Annotated in this window: 12 protein-coding genes and 2 pseudogenes; 9 read left to right on the top strand and 5 right to left on the bottom strand. The window is 44.0% G+C overall.

Annotated features, from left to right (window positions below):
* Positions 1 to 14: 14 nt before the first annotated feature.
* A pseudogene (locus ACVA54_RS12470) lies at positions 15 to 548 on the top strand (DDE-type integrase/transposase/recombinase); the annotation flags it as partial.
* An 84-nt stretch (positions 549 to 632) separates the two neighbouring features.
* A complete protein-coding gene (locus ACVA54_RS12465) occupies positions 633 to 1,481 on the top strand; it encodes a hypothetical protein (RefSeq protein ID WP_119463961.1) in 849 nt (282 codons plus the stop codon).
* Positions 1,482 to 1,568: 87 nt separating this feature from the next.
* On the opposite strand, the gene ACVA54_RS12460 is transcribed toward ACVA54_RS12465, so the two are convergent.
* Positions 1,569 to 1,817 carry a hypothetical protein gene (locus tag ACVA54_RS12460; RefSeq protein WP_099080676.1) on the bottom strand — a complete coding sequence of 83 codons (249 nt, stop codon included), beginning with the start codon at positions 1,815 to 1,817 and terminating at the stop codon, positions 1,569 to 1,571.
* A gap of 354 nt (positions 1,818 to 2,171) precedes the next feature.
* Between ACVA54_RS12460 and pcp the strand changes: the two genes are divergently transcribed.
* The 5 genes from pcp (at position 2,172) to ACVA54_RS12435 (ending at position 7,267) form a co-directional block, all read left to right on the top strand.
* A complete protein-coding gene (pcp, locus tag ACVA54_RS12455; protein ID WP_119463959.1) occupies positions 2,172 to 2,810 on the top strand; it encodes a pyroglutamyl-peptidase I in 639 nt (212 codons plus the stop codon).
* Between the two features lie 54 nt (positions 2,811 to 2,864).
* Positions 2,865 to 3,074, top strand: coding sequence for a hypothetical protein (locus ACVA54_RS12450; protein WP_099080678.1), 210 nt, complete (start codon positions 2,865 to 2,867; stop codon positions 3,072 to 3,074).
* A 63-nt stretch (positions 3,075 to 3,137) separates the two neighbouring features.
* Positions 3,138 to 4,121: a CobW family GTP-binding protein gene (locus tag ACVA54_RS12445; RefSeq protein ID WP_446609180.1), complete on the top strand. Its 984-nt coding sequence runs from the start codon at positions 3,138 to 3,140 to the stop codon at positions 4,119 to 4,121.
* Between the two features lie 231 nt (positions 4,122 to 4,352).
* On the top strand, positions 4,353 to 5,645 hold the full coding sequence (locus ACVA54_RS12440; protein WP_099080680.1) for a DEAD/DEAH box helicase: 1,293 nt from the start codon (positions 4,353 to 4,355) through the stop codon (positions 5,643 to 5,645).
* A gap of 182 nt (positions 5,646 to 5,827) precedes the next feature.
* Positions 5,828 to 7,267 (top strand): alpha/beta hydrolase domain-containing protein, encoded by a 1,440-nt coding sequence (locus ACVA54_RS12435; RefSeq protein ID WP_446643055.1) that lies wholly within the window; start codon positions 5,828 to 5,830, stop codon positions 7,265 to 7,267.
* A 169-nt stretch (positions 7,268 to 7,436) separates the two neighbouring features.
* Here the strand turns inward: ACVA54_RS12435 and ACVA54_RS12430 are convergent.
* The 4 genes and pseudogenes from ACVA54_RS12430 to ACVA54_RS12415 form a co-directional block, all read right to left on the bottom strand.
* A pseudogene (locus ACVA54_RS12430) lies at positions 7,437 to 7,658 on the bottom strand (DUF6701 domain-containing protein); the annotation flags it as partial.
* Positions 7,659 to 7,967: 309 nt separating this feature from the next.
* Entirely contained in the window at positions 7,968 to 8,807 is an 840-nt protein-coding gene (locus ACVA54_RS12425) for an arginase (protein WP_446643054.1), read from the bottom strand.
* Positions 8,808 to 8,813: 6 nt separating this feature from the next.
* On the bottom strand, positions 8,814 to 9,548 hold the full coding sequence (locus tag ACVA54_RS12420) for an IclR family transcriptional regulator (protein ID WP_099080684.1): 735 nt from the start codon (positions 9,546 to 9,548) through the stop codon (positions 8,814 to 8,816).
* Between the two features lie 267 nt (positions 9,549 to 9,815).
* Positions 9,816 to 11,270, bottom strand: coding sequence for an ATP-binding cassette domain-containing protein (locus ACVA54_RS12415; RefSeq protein ID WP_446649652.1), 1,455 nt, complete (start codon positions 11,268 to 11,270; stop codon positions 9,816 to 9,818).
* 431 nt (positions 11,271 to 11,701) lie between these two features.
* Here ACVA54_RS12415 and ACVA54_RS12410 point away from each other — a divergent pair, with 431 nt between their 5' ends.
* Positions 11,702 to 13,225 carry a hypothetical protein gene (locus ACVA54_RS12410; RefSeq protein WP_446644537.1) on the top strand — a complete coding sequence of 508 codons (1,524 nt, stop codon included), beginning with the start codon at positions 11,702 to 11,704 and terminating at the stop codon, positions 13,223 to 13,225.
* The gene (locus ACVA54_RS12405; protein ID WP_099080686.1) at positions 13,206 to 14,534 is read left to right on the top strand and encodes a serine hydrolase domain-containing protein; all 1,329 of its coding nucleotides are present in this window, start codon (positions 13,206 to 13,208) and stop codon (positions 14,532 to 14,534) included. The genes ACVA54_RS12410 and ACVA54_RS12405 overlap by 20 nt, the downstream gene beginning before the upstream one ends.
* Positions 14,535 to 14,779 lie beyond the last annotated feature (245 nt).

Here is a 14,779-nt window from a genome sequence, read left to right as displayed (position 1 = left end):
AACCCACTACCGGTCGACCGATTTCGGTTACAGCACCGAATGAGAGCAGGGTGGCTGATGTGACGTATATTTGGACGGGAAATCGTTGGATGTATTTAGCAGTTGTTATCGACCTTTTTGCCCGAAAATTGGTTGGTCAATGCCTTTATCACCTGATACTCGACTAACAAGCAAAGCCCTTTTGATGGCGTATGAGGCTTGTGGTAAGCCTAAAGGCGTCATGTTCCATAGCGATCAATACAGTCACTATACCAACCGTAAAAACCGTCAATTACTGTGGCGTTTCAAATAAAACAGAGTTTATCTCGCAGAGAAAATTGTTGGGGTAATGATAATGCACCGATGGATCGTTTCTTTAGAAGTCTGAAAACAGGATGGGTGCCAACAGTGGGTTGTCGTAGTTTCGTTGAGGCTCAACAAGATACATTATTGGATATTACAGCCAACTCAGGCTACATAAGTATAACGGTGGTCTAACTGCCAATGAATCAGAACGATTATATTGGGAAAATTCTAAAACTGTGGTCAATTTTAGTTTACCACTATAATTAGGAAATCCACGCATAAAACATGCCTGCTCGCATGGGGCGCAAGGCATTTTTATACAATTAGTCGAATTAAGGACAGTAACGATGAATCGAGTCATGTTTATTATTGGTGTTATGTCCAGTTTGATCTCATGCAAAGTATTAGCAGAAGAGATAAAACTGACTGGTAACACTGTTGAGGCGGCATCAATAAATAACCTTAAGTTCAAAGTCGATGCTTTTGTCGTAGAAAAAAATGATAAAGGCGTAGTCACCTCAATGAATCAGGGGAAGTTTGAATTTGATAGAGGTTATGATGATGGCTTCATTGGTCCTGCGGGTATATTCCAGACTGACAGTATTGTCACGTGCTCTCAACCGTTGGTAAAAATTACGTCTCTTGCGGATTTCAACAAGTTTCCTGATGATCTCGACCCTTTTCCTATCTATGGCATTACGACGTATAACAGTCAACCTTTGCAAGACATAAAGGATGGGATAACTCGCGCAGGTTTTCGTCTCTACAAAGGTAAGTCTGTCATGGATTTTTCAGGCTTAGTTAAGTTAACTGCTGAGAGTAATTCAGCGGTACTGTCCGCAATAGAGACTCAGTTTGGTCAGCCGTCGTTTGTACTGAAACGTGATAATGGATGGCGAGTGCTCTATCTAGGCGATAACGTAAACGCACAAGCACTACAATTGGCATACGAGAACGCTTTAAATCCAGAGAAAAAGGCGAATTATCTTAATATGACACCATCGACGGTGTTGTATGGCGTGATGCTTGATGCCTCATTCAATAGTGATCTCACACTTAATATTGAGGGGGACGTCTTGGAGTTTTTCGTTAATCAGGGTGACGGTTTTATGGTGTTTACTAAGTACGAGGATACAGGAACGTTTATCCAACGTTTTAACGCGGAACTGGAAAAATGTGATTCTAAAGCCGATTAATAGGCTGTTTGGAATGGATTTACTGTTGTAAAGGTAGGGTATAACCACCAAGCTCAAATAGATGATTGAGCTTGGTGGTTGGATTGATTAATGTTTTTTGTTCACACCGTTACGAATGATATCTTTACCGTTGTCGTAAACGTGTTGGGAAACCCAGCGACCAAGTAGAAGTTGATGTTTGTCGCCTAGTACCGCAACAAATGGTCGGCCATCGGTATTGCTGGTAGCAAGAGCAACGCCAGTTACGCCGTCAAGGCCTAGTGCGCCGCTCTCTATCAAATGAAGAAACGCTTCTAGCTCTTCTAGGGTTTCGATAATGTGGTTATCAATGTTCATTGTATTCCATCTCTTCGGATTGTAGATACATAATGGTCGCGTACTCTAACGAAGTTATTAAGATAAACCAATACCTCTCCCTCAATAACCTTATCACGCAAACAATTTTATACTCAACTCACTCTTTTAGGGCAAGTATCTCGATGTTACTTGGGCATAATCTTGCGGATAAATAACGCTAAATGATTTATGTACTTTGTGCACCATCGTAAAGATGATGCTCTCAGAACACATGCAATTGGTTAACGTTATTGCGTATTGTATTGGTATGATGCGGTTTATGGCTGTGCCAAATAAGGCAATTGTGACCTTTAAGGTTTTTGTTATATCCCCCTTTGCGTTTTGAGAATAATGATGAAAAAAATACTAATTACGGGTTTTGAGCCTTTTGGTGGTGAGTCAATTAACCCTGCACTAGAAGCAGTGAATAAACTGGCGAACGCAAAGATTGATGGTGGCGAGATCGTTGTGTGTGAAGTCCCGGTAACACGTTATGAATCTTTAGATACCATCATTACTGCAATTGAGATACACCAACCAGACTATGTGATTACCATCGGCCAAGCCGCAGGTCGTGCTGGCATCACACCTGAGCGTGTTGCAATCAACGTGGATGATTTCCGAATTCCGGATAACGGCGGAAACCAACCCATTGATGAACCCGTCGTCATGGATGGACCTGATGCTTATTTCTCGACGTTGCCAATAAAAGCAATCACGCGAACGTTGCAAGAGCAAGGGATCCCGTGTCAGGTATCAAACACAGCAGGTACGTTTGTTTGTAACCACGTTTTTTACGGCATTCAGCATTACTTACGTGATAAAAATATTGGCCATGGCTTTGTGCATATCCCATTGTTGCCCGAACAAGATACGACGGGAAATCAGCCAACTATGTCTTTAGATGTGATTGTTGAAGGTTTGCGTTTGGTTGCTCAGGCTACGTTAGAGAATGAAAAAGACCTTGCCATCATGGCAGGGCAAATTTGCTAATCATTGCTTGCCATAACATAAGATTACACCGAGTGAGAGCTCGGTGTTTTTGCTTTGGCTATTGCTAGCCTGAAATATGAAGATACGCTTGGGCTGTTTCCTATTCTCATTGCCATCGTGGCGTTTTTTACCTGTGTGATTCACACCAGTGTGTGTTTGTCTGGTGTGAAAAGTGTGGATGCATTGGGTTACTATGAGCAATATCAACAAACGAAAGCAAGTGCTCTACGAAAAGGCTTAGATCCTGGTAAGAAAAAGCGTTGAAGCAAACGACATTCTCCGTATACTTCCGCAGAGTATTAATGCGCAAGCGTGTCGGAGAAAAGCATGTCAAATCGAGTTCCTACCAACATACTGACGGGATTTCTAGGCGTTGGTAAAACGACCACTATTCTCAATTTACTGAAAAATAAACCAGAGAATGAAAATTGGGCGGTATTGGTCAACGAGTTTGGTGAAATCGGTATTGATGGTGCCTTGATGACAGACCAAGGTGCGTTGATCAAAGAAGTGCCAGGAGGCTGTATGTGTTGCACTGCAGGTGTGCCGATGTCAGTTGGTATTACTGCATTGCTACGTCAAAAACCAGATCGCCTGCTTATTGAACCAACAGGTTTAGGTCACCCAAAACAGGTGGTTGCAACACTGACTTCAGAACAATACCTTCCTTATGTTGATCTAAAAGCTACGATCGCGCTGGTGGACCCACGCAACTTGAGTAATGAAAAGTACTTATCAAACCAAAATTTTGTTGATCAGCTAGACAGTTCCGATGTGGTGATCGGCAGTAAAGTTGACTTGTGTTCTAGTCATGATATTGACGTGTTTAACGATTGGATCATCGAACAATCTCCGGCAAAAGTGTTCAGCAAATTGATTCACGATGGTGACTTGCCAATAGAAGTGTTGGATATTGAACGTGTGCACGGTAGTGCGTCTTCGCATATTGAATCCCATCATCATGAACATGCAGAGCAAGAACCACAGTTCCAGTTGCCGCCGGGTAAAGCGTTCATCCGAAAGGAAAATAAAGGCCAAGGTTACTTTAGTTGTGGTTGGTTGGTTGGTGCGGAGTACCAATTCGATTTTGACCAACTGTTCTTAATGCTTTCTGATTTGACTGCTGAACGTGTCAAAGCGGTGGTTAATACAGACCAAGGCTGCTATGCATTCAACGTTGCCAATGGGGTAGTATCAGTGAATCAGATTAGCCTTGAAGGTTTTGAATCTCGATTAGAGGTCATTGACTCACAACTTATGCCTTGGGAACAATTAGAAGGTATCTTGTTAAAGCTGTGCGGTATCAAATAGCCGAAGCCCCGAGTCACTGCTCGGGATTTAGTCCGGCATCTCATGCTCTCTAAACGTGATGAATGACGAGGGGAGAGCGCTTAATAGAGAGACTTTGGTGTTGCTCTCTTGTCGTCCCAATAGTTTTTGCGCTAACAGATGAAAAAGTGAGATAAATCACTTAAATTCAGTTATAGTGCACGGCTAAAATTTTTAACGCTATTTAAGTGGTTTGTTTAAGGAATACGCTCAATGTCATTTTCATCTCAAGGTTTTGCGCCAGAAGTGGTTAAAGCACTGGCAGAATGCGGTTATGAGAAGTTAACGCCAATTCAACAGAAGGCGATTCCAATGGCTCGCAAAGGCCATGATATCTTCGCTACCGCACAAACAGGTACAGGTAAAACCGCAGCCTTTTCTTTACCAATGATCCAACAATTGTTGGATAGTGGTCGTAGTGCTTCTCGCAAAACCGCGCGTGCACTTATCTTGGCACCAACTCGTGAACTAGCGGAACAAATCGCTGACAATATTAAGGCGTACACCCAATACACCAATCTCTCTGTCGCGGCTATCTTTGGTGGTCGTAAGATGTCTTCTCAGGTTACCGCATTAGAAAATGGCGTTGATATTTTGGTAGCAACACCTGGACGTTTGGAAGAACACATTGAACAGGGTAACGTGTCAGTTGCTCAGCTAGAATTCCTAGTTTTTGATGAAGCAGACCGTATTTTGGATATGGGTTTCATCCACGCTGTTCGTAAGATCATGCTAGATGTGGATACAGATCCACAAATCATGATGTTCTCTGCAACAACCTCTAGCCAACTTAACCTTTTGGCAAAAGATATTCTGCGTAAGCCAAAGCGTATCGAAGTAGAGCGTGCAAACACCACTGCACACACGGTTGCACACGTTCTTTACCCAGTGGATCAAGAGCGTAAAACCGAATTACTTTCTGAACTGATTGGGCGTAAAAACTGGCAACAAGTGTTGGTTTTTGTGAACTACAAAGAAACGGCGAACGACGTAGTAAAAGAGCTTAAGCTGGATGGAATCAAGGCAGTAGTGTGCCATGGTGACCGCGCGCAAAGTGCTCGTCGTCGTGCGCTAGAAGAATTTAAAACAGGCAAAGTACGCGTGATGGTGGCAACAGATGTTGCTGCTCGTGGTCTGGATATTGAAAGCTTACCTCACGTAGTAAACTACGACATGCCATTCCTAGCGGAAGATTACGTTCACCGCATTGGGCGTACTGGTCGTGCTGGCAAACAAGGTCATGCGGTCTCTTTCGTTAACCGAGAAGAAGAGCTAACGGTAGTTCAGGTTGAAAACCTGATCCAACAGCGTATTCGTCGCATTGAGCTTGCAGGCTATGAGCCTAAACAGCGTGAGTCATACATTGACAAGTTGAATTCAAAACCTGCGTTTAAGAATCGCCAAGGCCGCCGCAATAATCCAAACCAGTCGGCGACAGACCAAGGCTCAGCAGAGCGTCGTTTAGCGATGGTGAAACGACTTAAAGCACGTCGCGACGTTAAATAAAGTTTATTTACAATGCCCCTCAAGTTGAGGGGCATTTTTTTTGGTTGTGAATCGTTCAGGTTGCAGTTTAGTGATGCCATCAGGGTAGGCCGTCAGCGTATTGCGCCAACCAATGACTCAACTAGACTGTTAGTGATAACTATGTCATTAACAAAGAGCGTCCTCAGTATAGGAGTGCCGCTATGAAACGATCAACCCTCATGAAATACGCAGTGTGTCTGTGTTATGCACTCACTTTTTCAGTTTACGCAAATTCGCCATTTTCAAATATTGATATTAATGAGACCAATTTGGTCGATAAGCCTTATTTCCAAATTAGTGCTGATTTTTCGTCTGACTTTGTTCGTCCCGATGGCTCTCAAGGTTACTTTACGGTTCCTATTACAGCGTTAGTGCCTAGGGGAAAGTGTAATAACACGGCCATAATCGATGTCGTTAATAGCGTACTATTTGAATTCCCTATTACTCCCCTTGGCTATACACCACTTAACTTTGCTCAATTGTTCCTAGGGGAAGACATAATCTCTGGTAGAAGCACTGGCCAGAGTTTTACTTATTTCGGTATCCAGTGGAATAAAAATGTTATTGACCATATTTCAAACGGTTATATGGAGCGAGGCACAGATGGATATATCGTCTTGCAAGCGTTTTCTGAAGCGATTCGCAAAGGAAAACTTACCAAGCACCTTCCCTCAATACGTGCTTGTAAAATCCATCAGACCATCGGCTTTGGTTGGTCTCAAACTGGGAAATTACTTGCGGATATGTTAACCATGGAGCTCAATGGCAAACCGTCGGATCCTATCTTTGATGGCCTGTTTTTGGGCGTTGCCGGAGGCATTTGTCGATCACTTCAAGACGCCGACTTTCCTTGGCTTTACCGAGATTGTACGGAACCACCGAAGAAGCATGTCCCGACTGTAGCATTTAACACTCAAAGTGAGATTGAACTCTCTTTAGGCCGCGGGGCATTAAGGCAGCCTTCCGAGTCCCTTACTATTTATGATTATGCTGGTCTCGCTCACATTGACGCCAATTTTTTACCATTTGATATTTTATTTGGTGGTTTAGGGCTTGATTTTAAGCAAAACCCTATTTCTGTCGTTCCTGCTGTCAGAGCGTCATTTTGGAACCTGTATTTACAGGTTAAACATGGGGTGACACCAGCCAAGAGCCGACTTATGCACTCATCTCCTGTGCACGCTGCACCAGTGTCATTTTTGGATTTAAGAAATGATGCTACGGCGATGAGTTGGAGCGGTGGGGATATCTATACAGCGGATGAAAATGGTGATGGAAACGCAGACAGAGGTATTCGTTTACCTCATATGTCCACGACCTTCGAACAGAGTTTATTGACTAGTGTGGGAGGGCCGCTAGGAAAGTATGGAGGAATCGATTTCACCTATGCGGGAGGTGGCGGAATATTCTTTGCTAATGGAGGGACGTTTGAGCCATTTTCATCTGAAGAACTTGCCCAGCGCTACCCTAGCAAAGAGGATTATGTGAACAAGGTTCGCAGTGCCGTAATCTATTTAGTTCTCAATCGATATCTTTTAGCTGAGGATGGCGTACAACTCGTGGAAGAGGCTGAGTCACTATCTATGTCACATTGGGACTGAGGCGGTTTTCATAAAATATCTACGCCTCTTACAAATGAGAGGCGTATTCCTAACGCTACTTCTGACGGTCATTGATTGCCGTGAAAAGCATTCGCTTTATCTGGTAAGCCGACAACAAAGTGTGGACTAGCCATGCCATCTCTGCAGCGTTGGTTACAGGGGCTCTAGTTTAGCGGGTCATACCTATAAAGTTCGGTTCACCTCGATAGATAATTCGGTCATTGCCTCGGTGAATGCCAAACGTGACAACGGTCGGCGGGTTATCTTCCTCAATGCTGTTTTTATCCCAGTTATATTTGAGCCAAGGTAAATTGTTCCCAGCGATGCTTAAATCAAGATGGAAACGAACTTGCTCCCGTGCAGAATCAATTTGATTGGCGACAATGCCATGAAAGTGTGTAATAGCTTCATTAAGAATCCTAATTCTGATTGTTCTTAATGGCGGCAAGCGTGTGAAATATGAACAAGGCGAGGGTTTTTATTATTGTGTTGCAGCCCACGCTGTCGACTTGATTGTTATTCATTTTAGTTCTCAAGTCATAATCTTAAAGCATTAGAGCTCAAGTGTGATCTTAGTTCAATAGTTTCTGATGGATCTGCGTCGCACTTATGGTCTATTTATCTGGCTATAAGTAGTTCTAAAGTATGTGTTTTTGGAGTCGGCACGGAGTGTGCCGACTTTTGCTCAATTTAGAAAGTGTTAAGCGGCATGATCAATCAGCGACGCCATTTGGTACAGCTCTTCCAAAATCGCCTTGGTTTGCTTTGAGTACACAAGGTGCTCACTATCTCCAACGAGCTGAATCGTTTTTACCTTCCCGGATACTAAGCAGAGACGAATAGTTCTAAGCATCATTTGCAAGTCGAGAGCAGGGGCTCCATCTAGGTTACTTTTGACCAGTAACGAGGCAAGATCGATGGTAATGATTGCACTGTCACAGTGATCAAGGTAGTTGGCTATCTGCTGCTTTAAATGATTGCGGTGACGAAAAGTAAACTCACGATCGGTTACCCAGTCACATCCTTGATCTTCTGCATATTCCAACGTTGACTGCTTGGTGTGTTGTGTACTGACGCCTGCGAAAAACAGGCGAACATTTTGATATCGTGATAGGGCAAAGTGATAAGCAGAACCAAGGCAAGGCTCAAGCGTTGGCTTAAGGTTCATTTTATGCCCGATATTGATGATGCCAATCTCATCTTGGTCAGATACCACAATCGGTAGCATAGAGAGAATAGCTTCGGTACAGTTGGACAATATGACAGGGATGGAATGGCGCGAGAGTGAAAGACTCAGCGCTTCTTGGAAGTATCCTTGCTCGATCTGCTTATGGGAAAAGTGGCCTAGGTTAGCCGCGCAATTTTGATCATGCTGTTGGTATAGCCAGTCACTGGCATTTTCTAGGCTCTGGTCCGCTAATTCAAACGCGTTATTAGTCATCGGTGTTATGCGTTCACATACCGTCATAAATGAAAAAGGGTAGTGGTGAATCTGTTTTTTTTCTCGATGAAGTTTGTAGCGTTTGAAAAAGCTCAACATGATGAATTACCTTTCTGGTGGCAACGCCCTTGCTGCCTGCAACACATGTAAAATAATACGTTGTTTGTCTTTTTCGACTCGGTGAGCCGGGGCCATCACTGAGACCGCTCCAATCAATTTACTTCCTTTCATGACTGGTGCGCTGATGCCTGAAACCCCCGGGTCGATTTCTGATGTACTAACCGCGTATCCGTTTTTTCTTATGATGTTGAGCTCCTGCTCCCAATCGCTGAGGCGATGATCTTGGCCAAAATGGCGTAAAATTTTCTCACAACGGCTTTGAGGCATGAAAGCCAACATCACTTTAGATGAGGCACCACGAAGCAATGGTTGACTTTGTCCTTGGACATAGCTGCATCGAAGCGCCTGCATACTCTCTTTTTGTCTGACACAAAGTGCACGATAACCTGATGGCACCATATAGGCTGCCATTTCACCGGTCTGCTGAACTAATCGAGCCAAAATGGTTTCGACCATATCTAGGCCATGTTGCGCAGTTTCGTAGCTGTGCATCAATAGTAAAGCCGCCGGGCCGACGACAAAGGTTTTATCGTGTACGCTTTCCTCTATCAGGTTCCACTCTTTTAGTAGTTTTAAGTGCCGATAAAGACTACTAAGAGGCACGTTCAGTTGTTCACTGAGCGTTTTTGCTGAGACTGGGAATGAGCTAACCGCAACTTGCATTAGCAACTGCAGCGCCTTTTCATTTACCTGATTAGCGTTGGCTTTGTTTATCGTCATGAGAGTGTTGTAACGTGATAATGAGTATGCAACAACTATAATTCTTAGTTGCTGAGAAAAGGAAAATAATTAAATCAGGATATTCTCATAAAATGAGAAAGTGGGAAATGAAAACGAATCCCTAGAAACGAACCGCACTCGTTTGCTTAATCAGAGGTGTTATCGTGCGGTTAGTCTAGGTAGCAAACGGTTGAAAATGAGAAAAACAAGAAACGAATCAAGCGATCTCATTGTTTGATTCGATATCTGGCGTCAGCCATGTTCAGTTTATTGGGATGTAATGTAGCCTTTATAAGCCCCTGTATCCTTGTCATATTTAAACTCTAAAAAGTTACGAATACTAGATAACGCATCTTCTTGATAGTGAGAAACATAGAGGAGCTGACTCAGGTTTTCTTTCGCGATCAACTCCAGTGTATTTTTCACTAAAATACGGCCTAAGTAATCTAAACCTTGGTATGGCTCATCCAGAATCAGTAGGGTAGGTTGCTTGACGATTGCACGAGCGATTAAAAGTAGGCGTTGTTGCCCATATTCCAATTGTTTAAATGGCGTTTTGTCGTATTGAGTCATATGTAAAATCGCTAGCCATTCTTTAGCTATATTGATCTCTTTCTTACTCGGTTTCGAGTACAAGCCGATTGAGTCATAGAAACCAGAAAGAATGACTTCTAGCGCAGTGCAATTTACTCGATATTGTAAATGCAAAGCAGAAGAGACCATGCCGATGTGCTGCTTTATCTCCCAAATGCTTTCACCGCTGCCACGCTTTTTACCAAAAATGTGAATGTTGTTGCTGTAGCACTGCGGGTGATCACCAAATATTAGACCCAGTAAGGTACTCTTTCCGCAGCCATTTGGTCCTTTTACTTGCCAGTGTTTGCCTTTGTCGATACGCCAGTTGAGATCGGTAAAAATGGTTTTATCGATATACTCGACTTTGCCGTTCTCCAGTTTGAATAGTGGGTTATCAAAATGCGTTGAGTGCTGGTGGTGACGGATCAGGCTTATCATCTCTTCACTCTGTTTTTCAGACTGAGATTTAATTTGAGCAATAATTGGGTGCTTATCCCAACTTGCTTTGTCCATCGTGCTGTCGAGTTTGCCGTTGTTGAATAGCGCAATGCGATCTATCCAAACAGGCATGTCTGTTTCTCGAGAGAAGGTGATCAGCATCTGCACTGATTTGGACAGAGATTCTAGGTAGGTAGCCAATGAAGCACGGTGCGCGATATCTAAACCAGCAAAGGGATTGTCTAATAGCACGAGGTTGGGTTTGGTGGCGAGTGCCCTTGCCAGCATTAATCGTCGTGTTTCACCTGTCGATAGCACGCGAAATCCACTTGACTTAAGGTGCACAAGGTCAAGTTCATCGAGCAGTTGGAGAGCCAATGCCTCATCCTGACAAACATCAAAAACGAGCTGGTATACGCTGCTACCTTGGTCAATTCTATCTAAAAAATCAGAGTCATCTTTTTCAATTTCTTGTTCGAGCAAGCGTTGCTGCTCTGATAACGAAACCTGTGCTACACGGAAACCCTTGATAGCGAGTATGCCAGATTCGGGTTTGATTTCGCCACAGATTAAATCACCGAGTAAAGAGCCGATGTCTCCCTCTGAGCTGAATATGCCCCAAGAGTGTCCAGTGTCGATGAGCCAGGATTCGATCGAGAGCGCAGAGGCACTCCCTTTTGCTGCAAGTTGCTGAAAATGAATAGGCATTGTGTATCTTCCATGATTTATATACGCCTAGTTATAACAATGATTACCAAACAACTTCAACTAACAAGGGCATTCTTGGGCTTTGTCGGAATGTACGTCACAACGCGTCAATAAGAAAAAGCCATAAAGTTATCACGGACGCTTTTTAAGCGTAATTAAGGTAGGGCGAAATGCGCTGATGTAAGGCTAACTGATAAGCTATAACTTTGCCTTATAAATCATTCTTGTGCTATTACTTGAGATGTAAGATAAAAAAGGGATGTAAACCGACTTCTCATACTCGCTAGATATGATACTGAGAGGTAAGGGCTAATGGAAGAAAGGACATGATAGTTTTCGTATGAGCCATTTATAGAATTTAGTCAACCGCTTCAGGTCATAGGTATATCGTTTTTCACTTAATTCAAATTATTGTTTTGTAAGGAAAATGAATGCACTGGATGCTCGATAATCAATACCCCTATAGCGCAAGTTTCTGGCGTAATGCCTCTGTATTTCGTAAGAGCAAAATAGTATGTCAGCCACTTTTATTCTTTGTGATGGCGACAGAAATACTACTCAGTCCGCCTGCGATAGCAACGGAATCGACAGTGTCAGATCCCATGTTGTTTGTTGACACTAAACAGTTGACTGTTCGTGGGCACTTTCAATTTGGTGTGAACGCAGTGGCTGAGCGTAACCTCTTTTGGGACCTTGCAGAGTTGGCAACTGGAAACACGGAATACAATGCAAACGAAAAATGGTTAGAAGTTTATACTGAGCCCGGCATCAGTTTTGAGCGACGTTTCGCATCAGAATCCGCTTGGTTCGGAAAGATCTCGGCAGTCGGGTCTTATACCGCAGGAACGGACGCGTTCGATGCAAGCAACACAGGTAAAGTCACTCCAGAGGAGCTCTACCTCGGTTATCGGACCAACTTTTCTAGTGATTGGAATTTAGAGGTTTCGCTTGGGCCTAGAATACTCAAACTTGGGACGGGAATGTTGATAGCCAATGGTGGCTCCGATGGTTTTGAGCGTGGCGCATTGAAGTTCGGTCCGCGAGAAGCATGGGAAAAAGCCGCTATTGCAAAGTTGACCGGAAGAGGCATCACAACAACGGCCTTCTACATGGCTCCAAATGAACTACCTTCCAATGACACTAAAAACTTACTCAATGGGTTAGACTTGCGTTGGGATGGAGAACAAGGTGAGTATGCTGGACTTAGCTATATTCATGTTCTTAAATCTGACGCGGCTTATCCCAAGGCTGCACCAGGCGGCAACGGAGCTCCCATAATTATTCCTAACGCGCGCGCTAAACTGAACGCGCTTAATTTCTATGGGAAAATGGATGGTTTCGACGGTGCGTTGAGCAACTTAAGTTTAGCGCTAGACCTCGCCTATGAGTGGAACGACCGCATTGACCTTCGTGCTTGGGGGGGGCGTATCAAGTCCGAATACACGTTATCGGACGACTCGTGGCAACCTACTTTAGGCTACTCTTATCAGATCTTCTCGGGTGATGACCCAAACACCACTCGTATTGAACGCTTCGACCCACTTTATTACGATGGCTCACCAAGCACTTGGGCTACAGGTTCAAAGTCCGCAATGGTGTTTATCAACTCGAACGTAATGTCACATAACCTGAGCTTTAGAATCATGCCAACAATGCGAGATACTGTTACATTGCGTTATGCACATGTACGTGCGGCTGTACTTCGAAGTCCGTTACAGTTTGGACAAGCCACCAGGTTAGATTTTTCTGATGGGCTATCAACCGTGGTATCTGGCGTTACAAATGCGCACCTATCGGATGATTTTTTTATTGAATACAATCGTATTGTCACCCCTAACATTTATCTAACCGCAGGATTAAGCATCTCAATTCCTGGTGAGGGCATAAAAAGTGCCGCAGGAGGATATGCCCCAAATTGGAAAGGAGGATTCATTAATGTCGTCTTCAACTACTAAAGCTGCGACCACCCTCGCAGCATTGGCCGCTACTTTTTCCCCATTCATCTCAGCGAGTGGGGAGGGGGCGCCTGTTCTGAGCGCTAGCGAATCCAACCCTGTCAAGCTTGGTTGGATGCAGGGATTTCCAGTCCCTGATGATAAGCTCATTATGCAGCCAGAGTCAGACTTTTTCAGTTTTCCAAAGATGCGTTGGACTGTTTGTCATATTCGTGAATTGATGCCGACGAAAGAAGTCAGTCGCGGAATAGGCGCGCCGGTTCCAATGACCTATGCTCTGGATAGCGCTATCGATGAGGTGAAGTTCAAACCATTAGGTAGCGAAAAAACAATGAGTTGGAAAGATTCGTTATCGGCTAATTATACTGATGGTATGCTCATTCTTCACAAGGGTAAGATTGTATACGAGACCTATTCTGGCTGTCTTAACGATATGGGAAAGCACGCCGCGATGTCGATGACCAAGTCCCTCACTGGTCTGCTTGCTGAAATTCTTGTTGTCGAAGGAAAATTGGATCCTAATGCGAAAGTCGAGACGATTGTCCCAGACCTCAAAGGGAGTGCGTTTGCTAGTGCCACGGTAAGGCAAGTCATGGATATGACTACTTCGCTCAAGTACAGTGAGGACTATGCTGATCCAAACGCAGATATCTGGGTTTATTCAAAGGCTGCGAGCCCGTTGCCAAAAGCAAAAGATTATGATGGCCCTAACGGTTACTTTGAGTATCTGAAAACGGTTAAAAAGGACACTATTAGTCATGGTGAGGCTTTCGGCTACAAAACCGTTAATTCGGACACTTTAGGTTGGATCATATCCAAAGTCACTGGAAAGGATATGGCGACCTTACTGTCAGAGCGGATCTGGTTAAAAATGGGTGCAGAGCAAGATGGGTACATGACGGTGGATGCCAAGGGTGTTCCTTTCGCGGGTGGTGGTCTTAGTGCTGGTCTACGTGACCTAGGACGAATTGGTCTATTGATGTTGAACGGTGGAGAAATCAATGGCCAACAGCTGTTCCCCAAAAAGGTGGTAACAAACATACAGGCCGGTGGAGATAAAAAAGCGTTTGCAAAGGCTGGGTACAAAACACTTGAAGGCGGCAGTTATCGCAGTATGTGGTGGGTTATGCACAACGAGCATGGTGCTTTCGCTGCTCGTGGTGTTCATGGGCAGACAATATACGTCGATCCGACCGCTGAAATGGTTATTGTACGATTCTCATCTTTTCCTTCGGCCGCAAACTCAAAGATAGATCCAACGTCATTGCCAGCGTATCAAGCTGTTGCTAGTTATCTTATGAAGAAGTAACTCAGTGATTTTTTAAGTCGCTCAGAAATGAAAAAGCCCGCCGACTCATTAGCGGGCTTTTTTACATCGCAAACGACAGGGACAAATTATCGGTACATTTGTCGCAGTAAGGGCTTATGTTTGTCTGATGGGCAACTTATTCTTTGCTTCCTAACTTACTTAAGTAAACACGGCGGAGAATCATTTATATCGGGAACTGGCGCATATGGCAGACAGGGTCACAATGCGATACGGATTAAGCGAGC

This window comes from Vibrio sp. PNB23_22_6, assembly GCF_052877535.1.
This window is presented reverse-complemented; position numbering and strand designations above follow the sequence as displayed.

Bases quoted from the DNA above. Each gene is read 5' to 3' on its own strand.
- ACVA54_RS12465 (WP_119463961.1), top strand. From the start codon at position 633: ATGAATCGAGTCATGTTTATTATTGGTGTTATGTCCAGTTTGATCTCA.
- ACVA54_RS12460 (WP_099080676.1), bottom strand. From the start codon at position 1,817: ATGAACATTGATAACCACATTATCGAAACCCTAGAAGAGCTAGAAGCG.
- pcp (WP_119463959.1), top strand. From the start codon at position 2,172: ATGAAAAAAATACTAATTACGGGTTTTGAGCCTTTTGGTGGTGAGTCA.
- ACVA54_RS12445 (WP_446609180.1), top strand. From the start codon at position 3,138: ATGTCAAATCGAGTTCCTACCAACATACTGACGGGATTTCTAGGCGTT.
- ACVA54_RS12440 (WP_099080680.1), top strand. From the start codon at position 4,353: ATGTCATTTTCATCTCAAGGTTTTGCGCCAGAAGTGGTTAAAGCACTG.
- ACVA54_RS12435 (WP_446643055.1), top strand. From the start codon at position 5,828: ATGAAACGATCAACCCTCATGAAATACGCAGTGTGTCTGTGTTATGCA.
- ACVA54_RS12425 (WP_446643054.1), bottom strand. From the start codon at position 8,807: ATGTTGAGCTTTTTCAAACGCTACAAACTTCATCGAGAAAAAAAACAG.
- ACVA54_RS12420 (WP_099080684.1), bottom strand. From the start codon at position 9,548: ATGACGATAAACAAAGCCAACGCTAATCAGGTAAATGAAAAGGCGCTG.
- ACVA54_RS12415 (WP_446649652.1), bottom strand. From the start codon at position 11,270: ATGCCTATTCATTTTCAGCAACTTGCAGCAAAAGGGAGTGCCTCTGCG.
- ACVA54_RS12410 (WP_446644537.1), top strand. From the start codon at position 11,702: ATGCACTGGATGCTCGATAATCAATACCCCTATAGCGCAAGTTTCTGG.
- ACVA54_RS12405 (WP_099080686.1), top strand. From the start codon at position 13,206: ATGTCGTCTTCAACTACTAAAGCTGCGACCACCCTCGCAGCATTGGCC.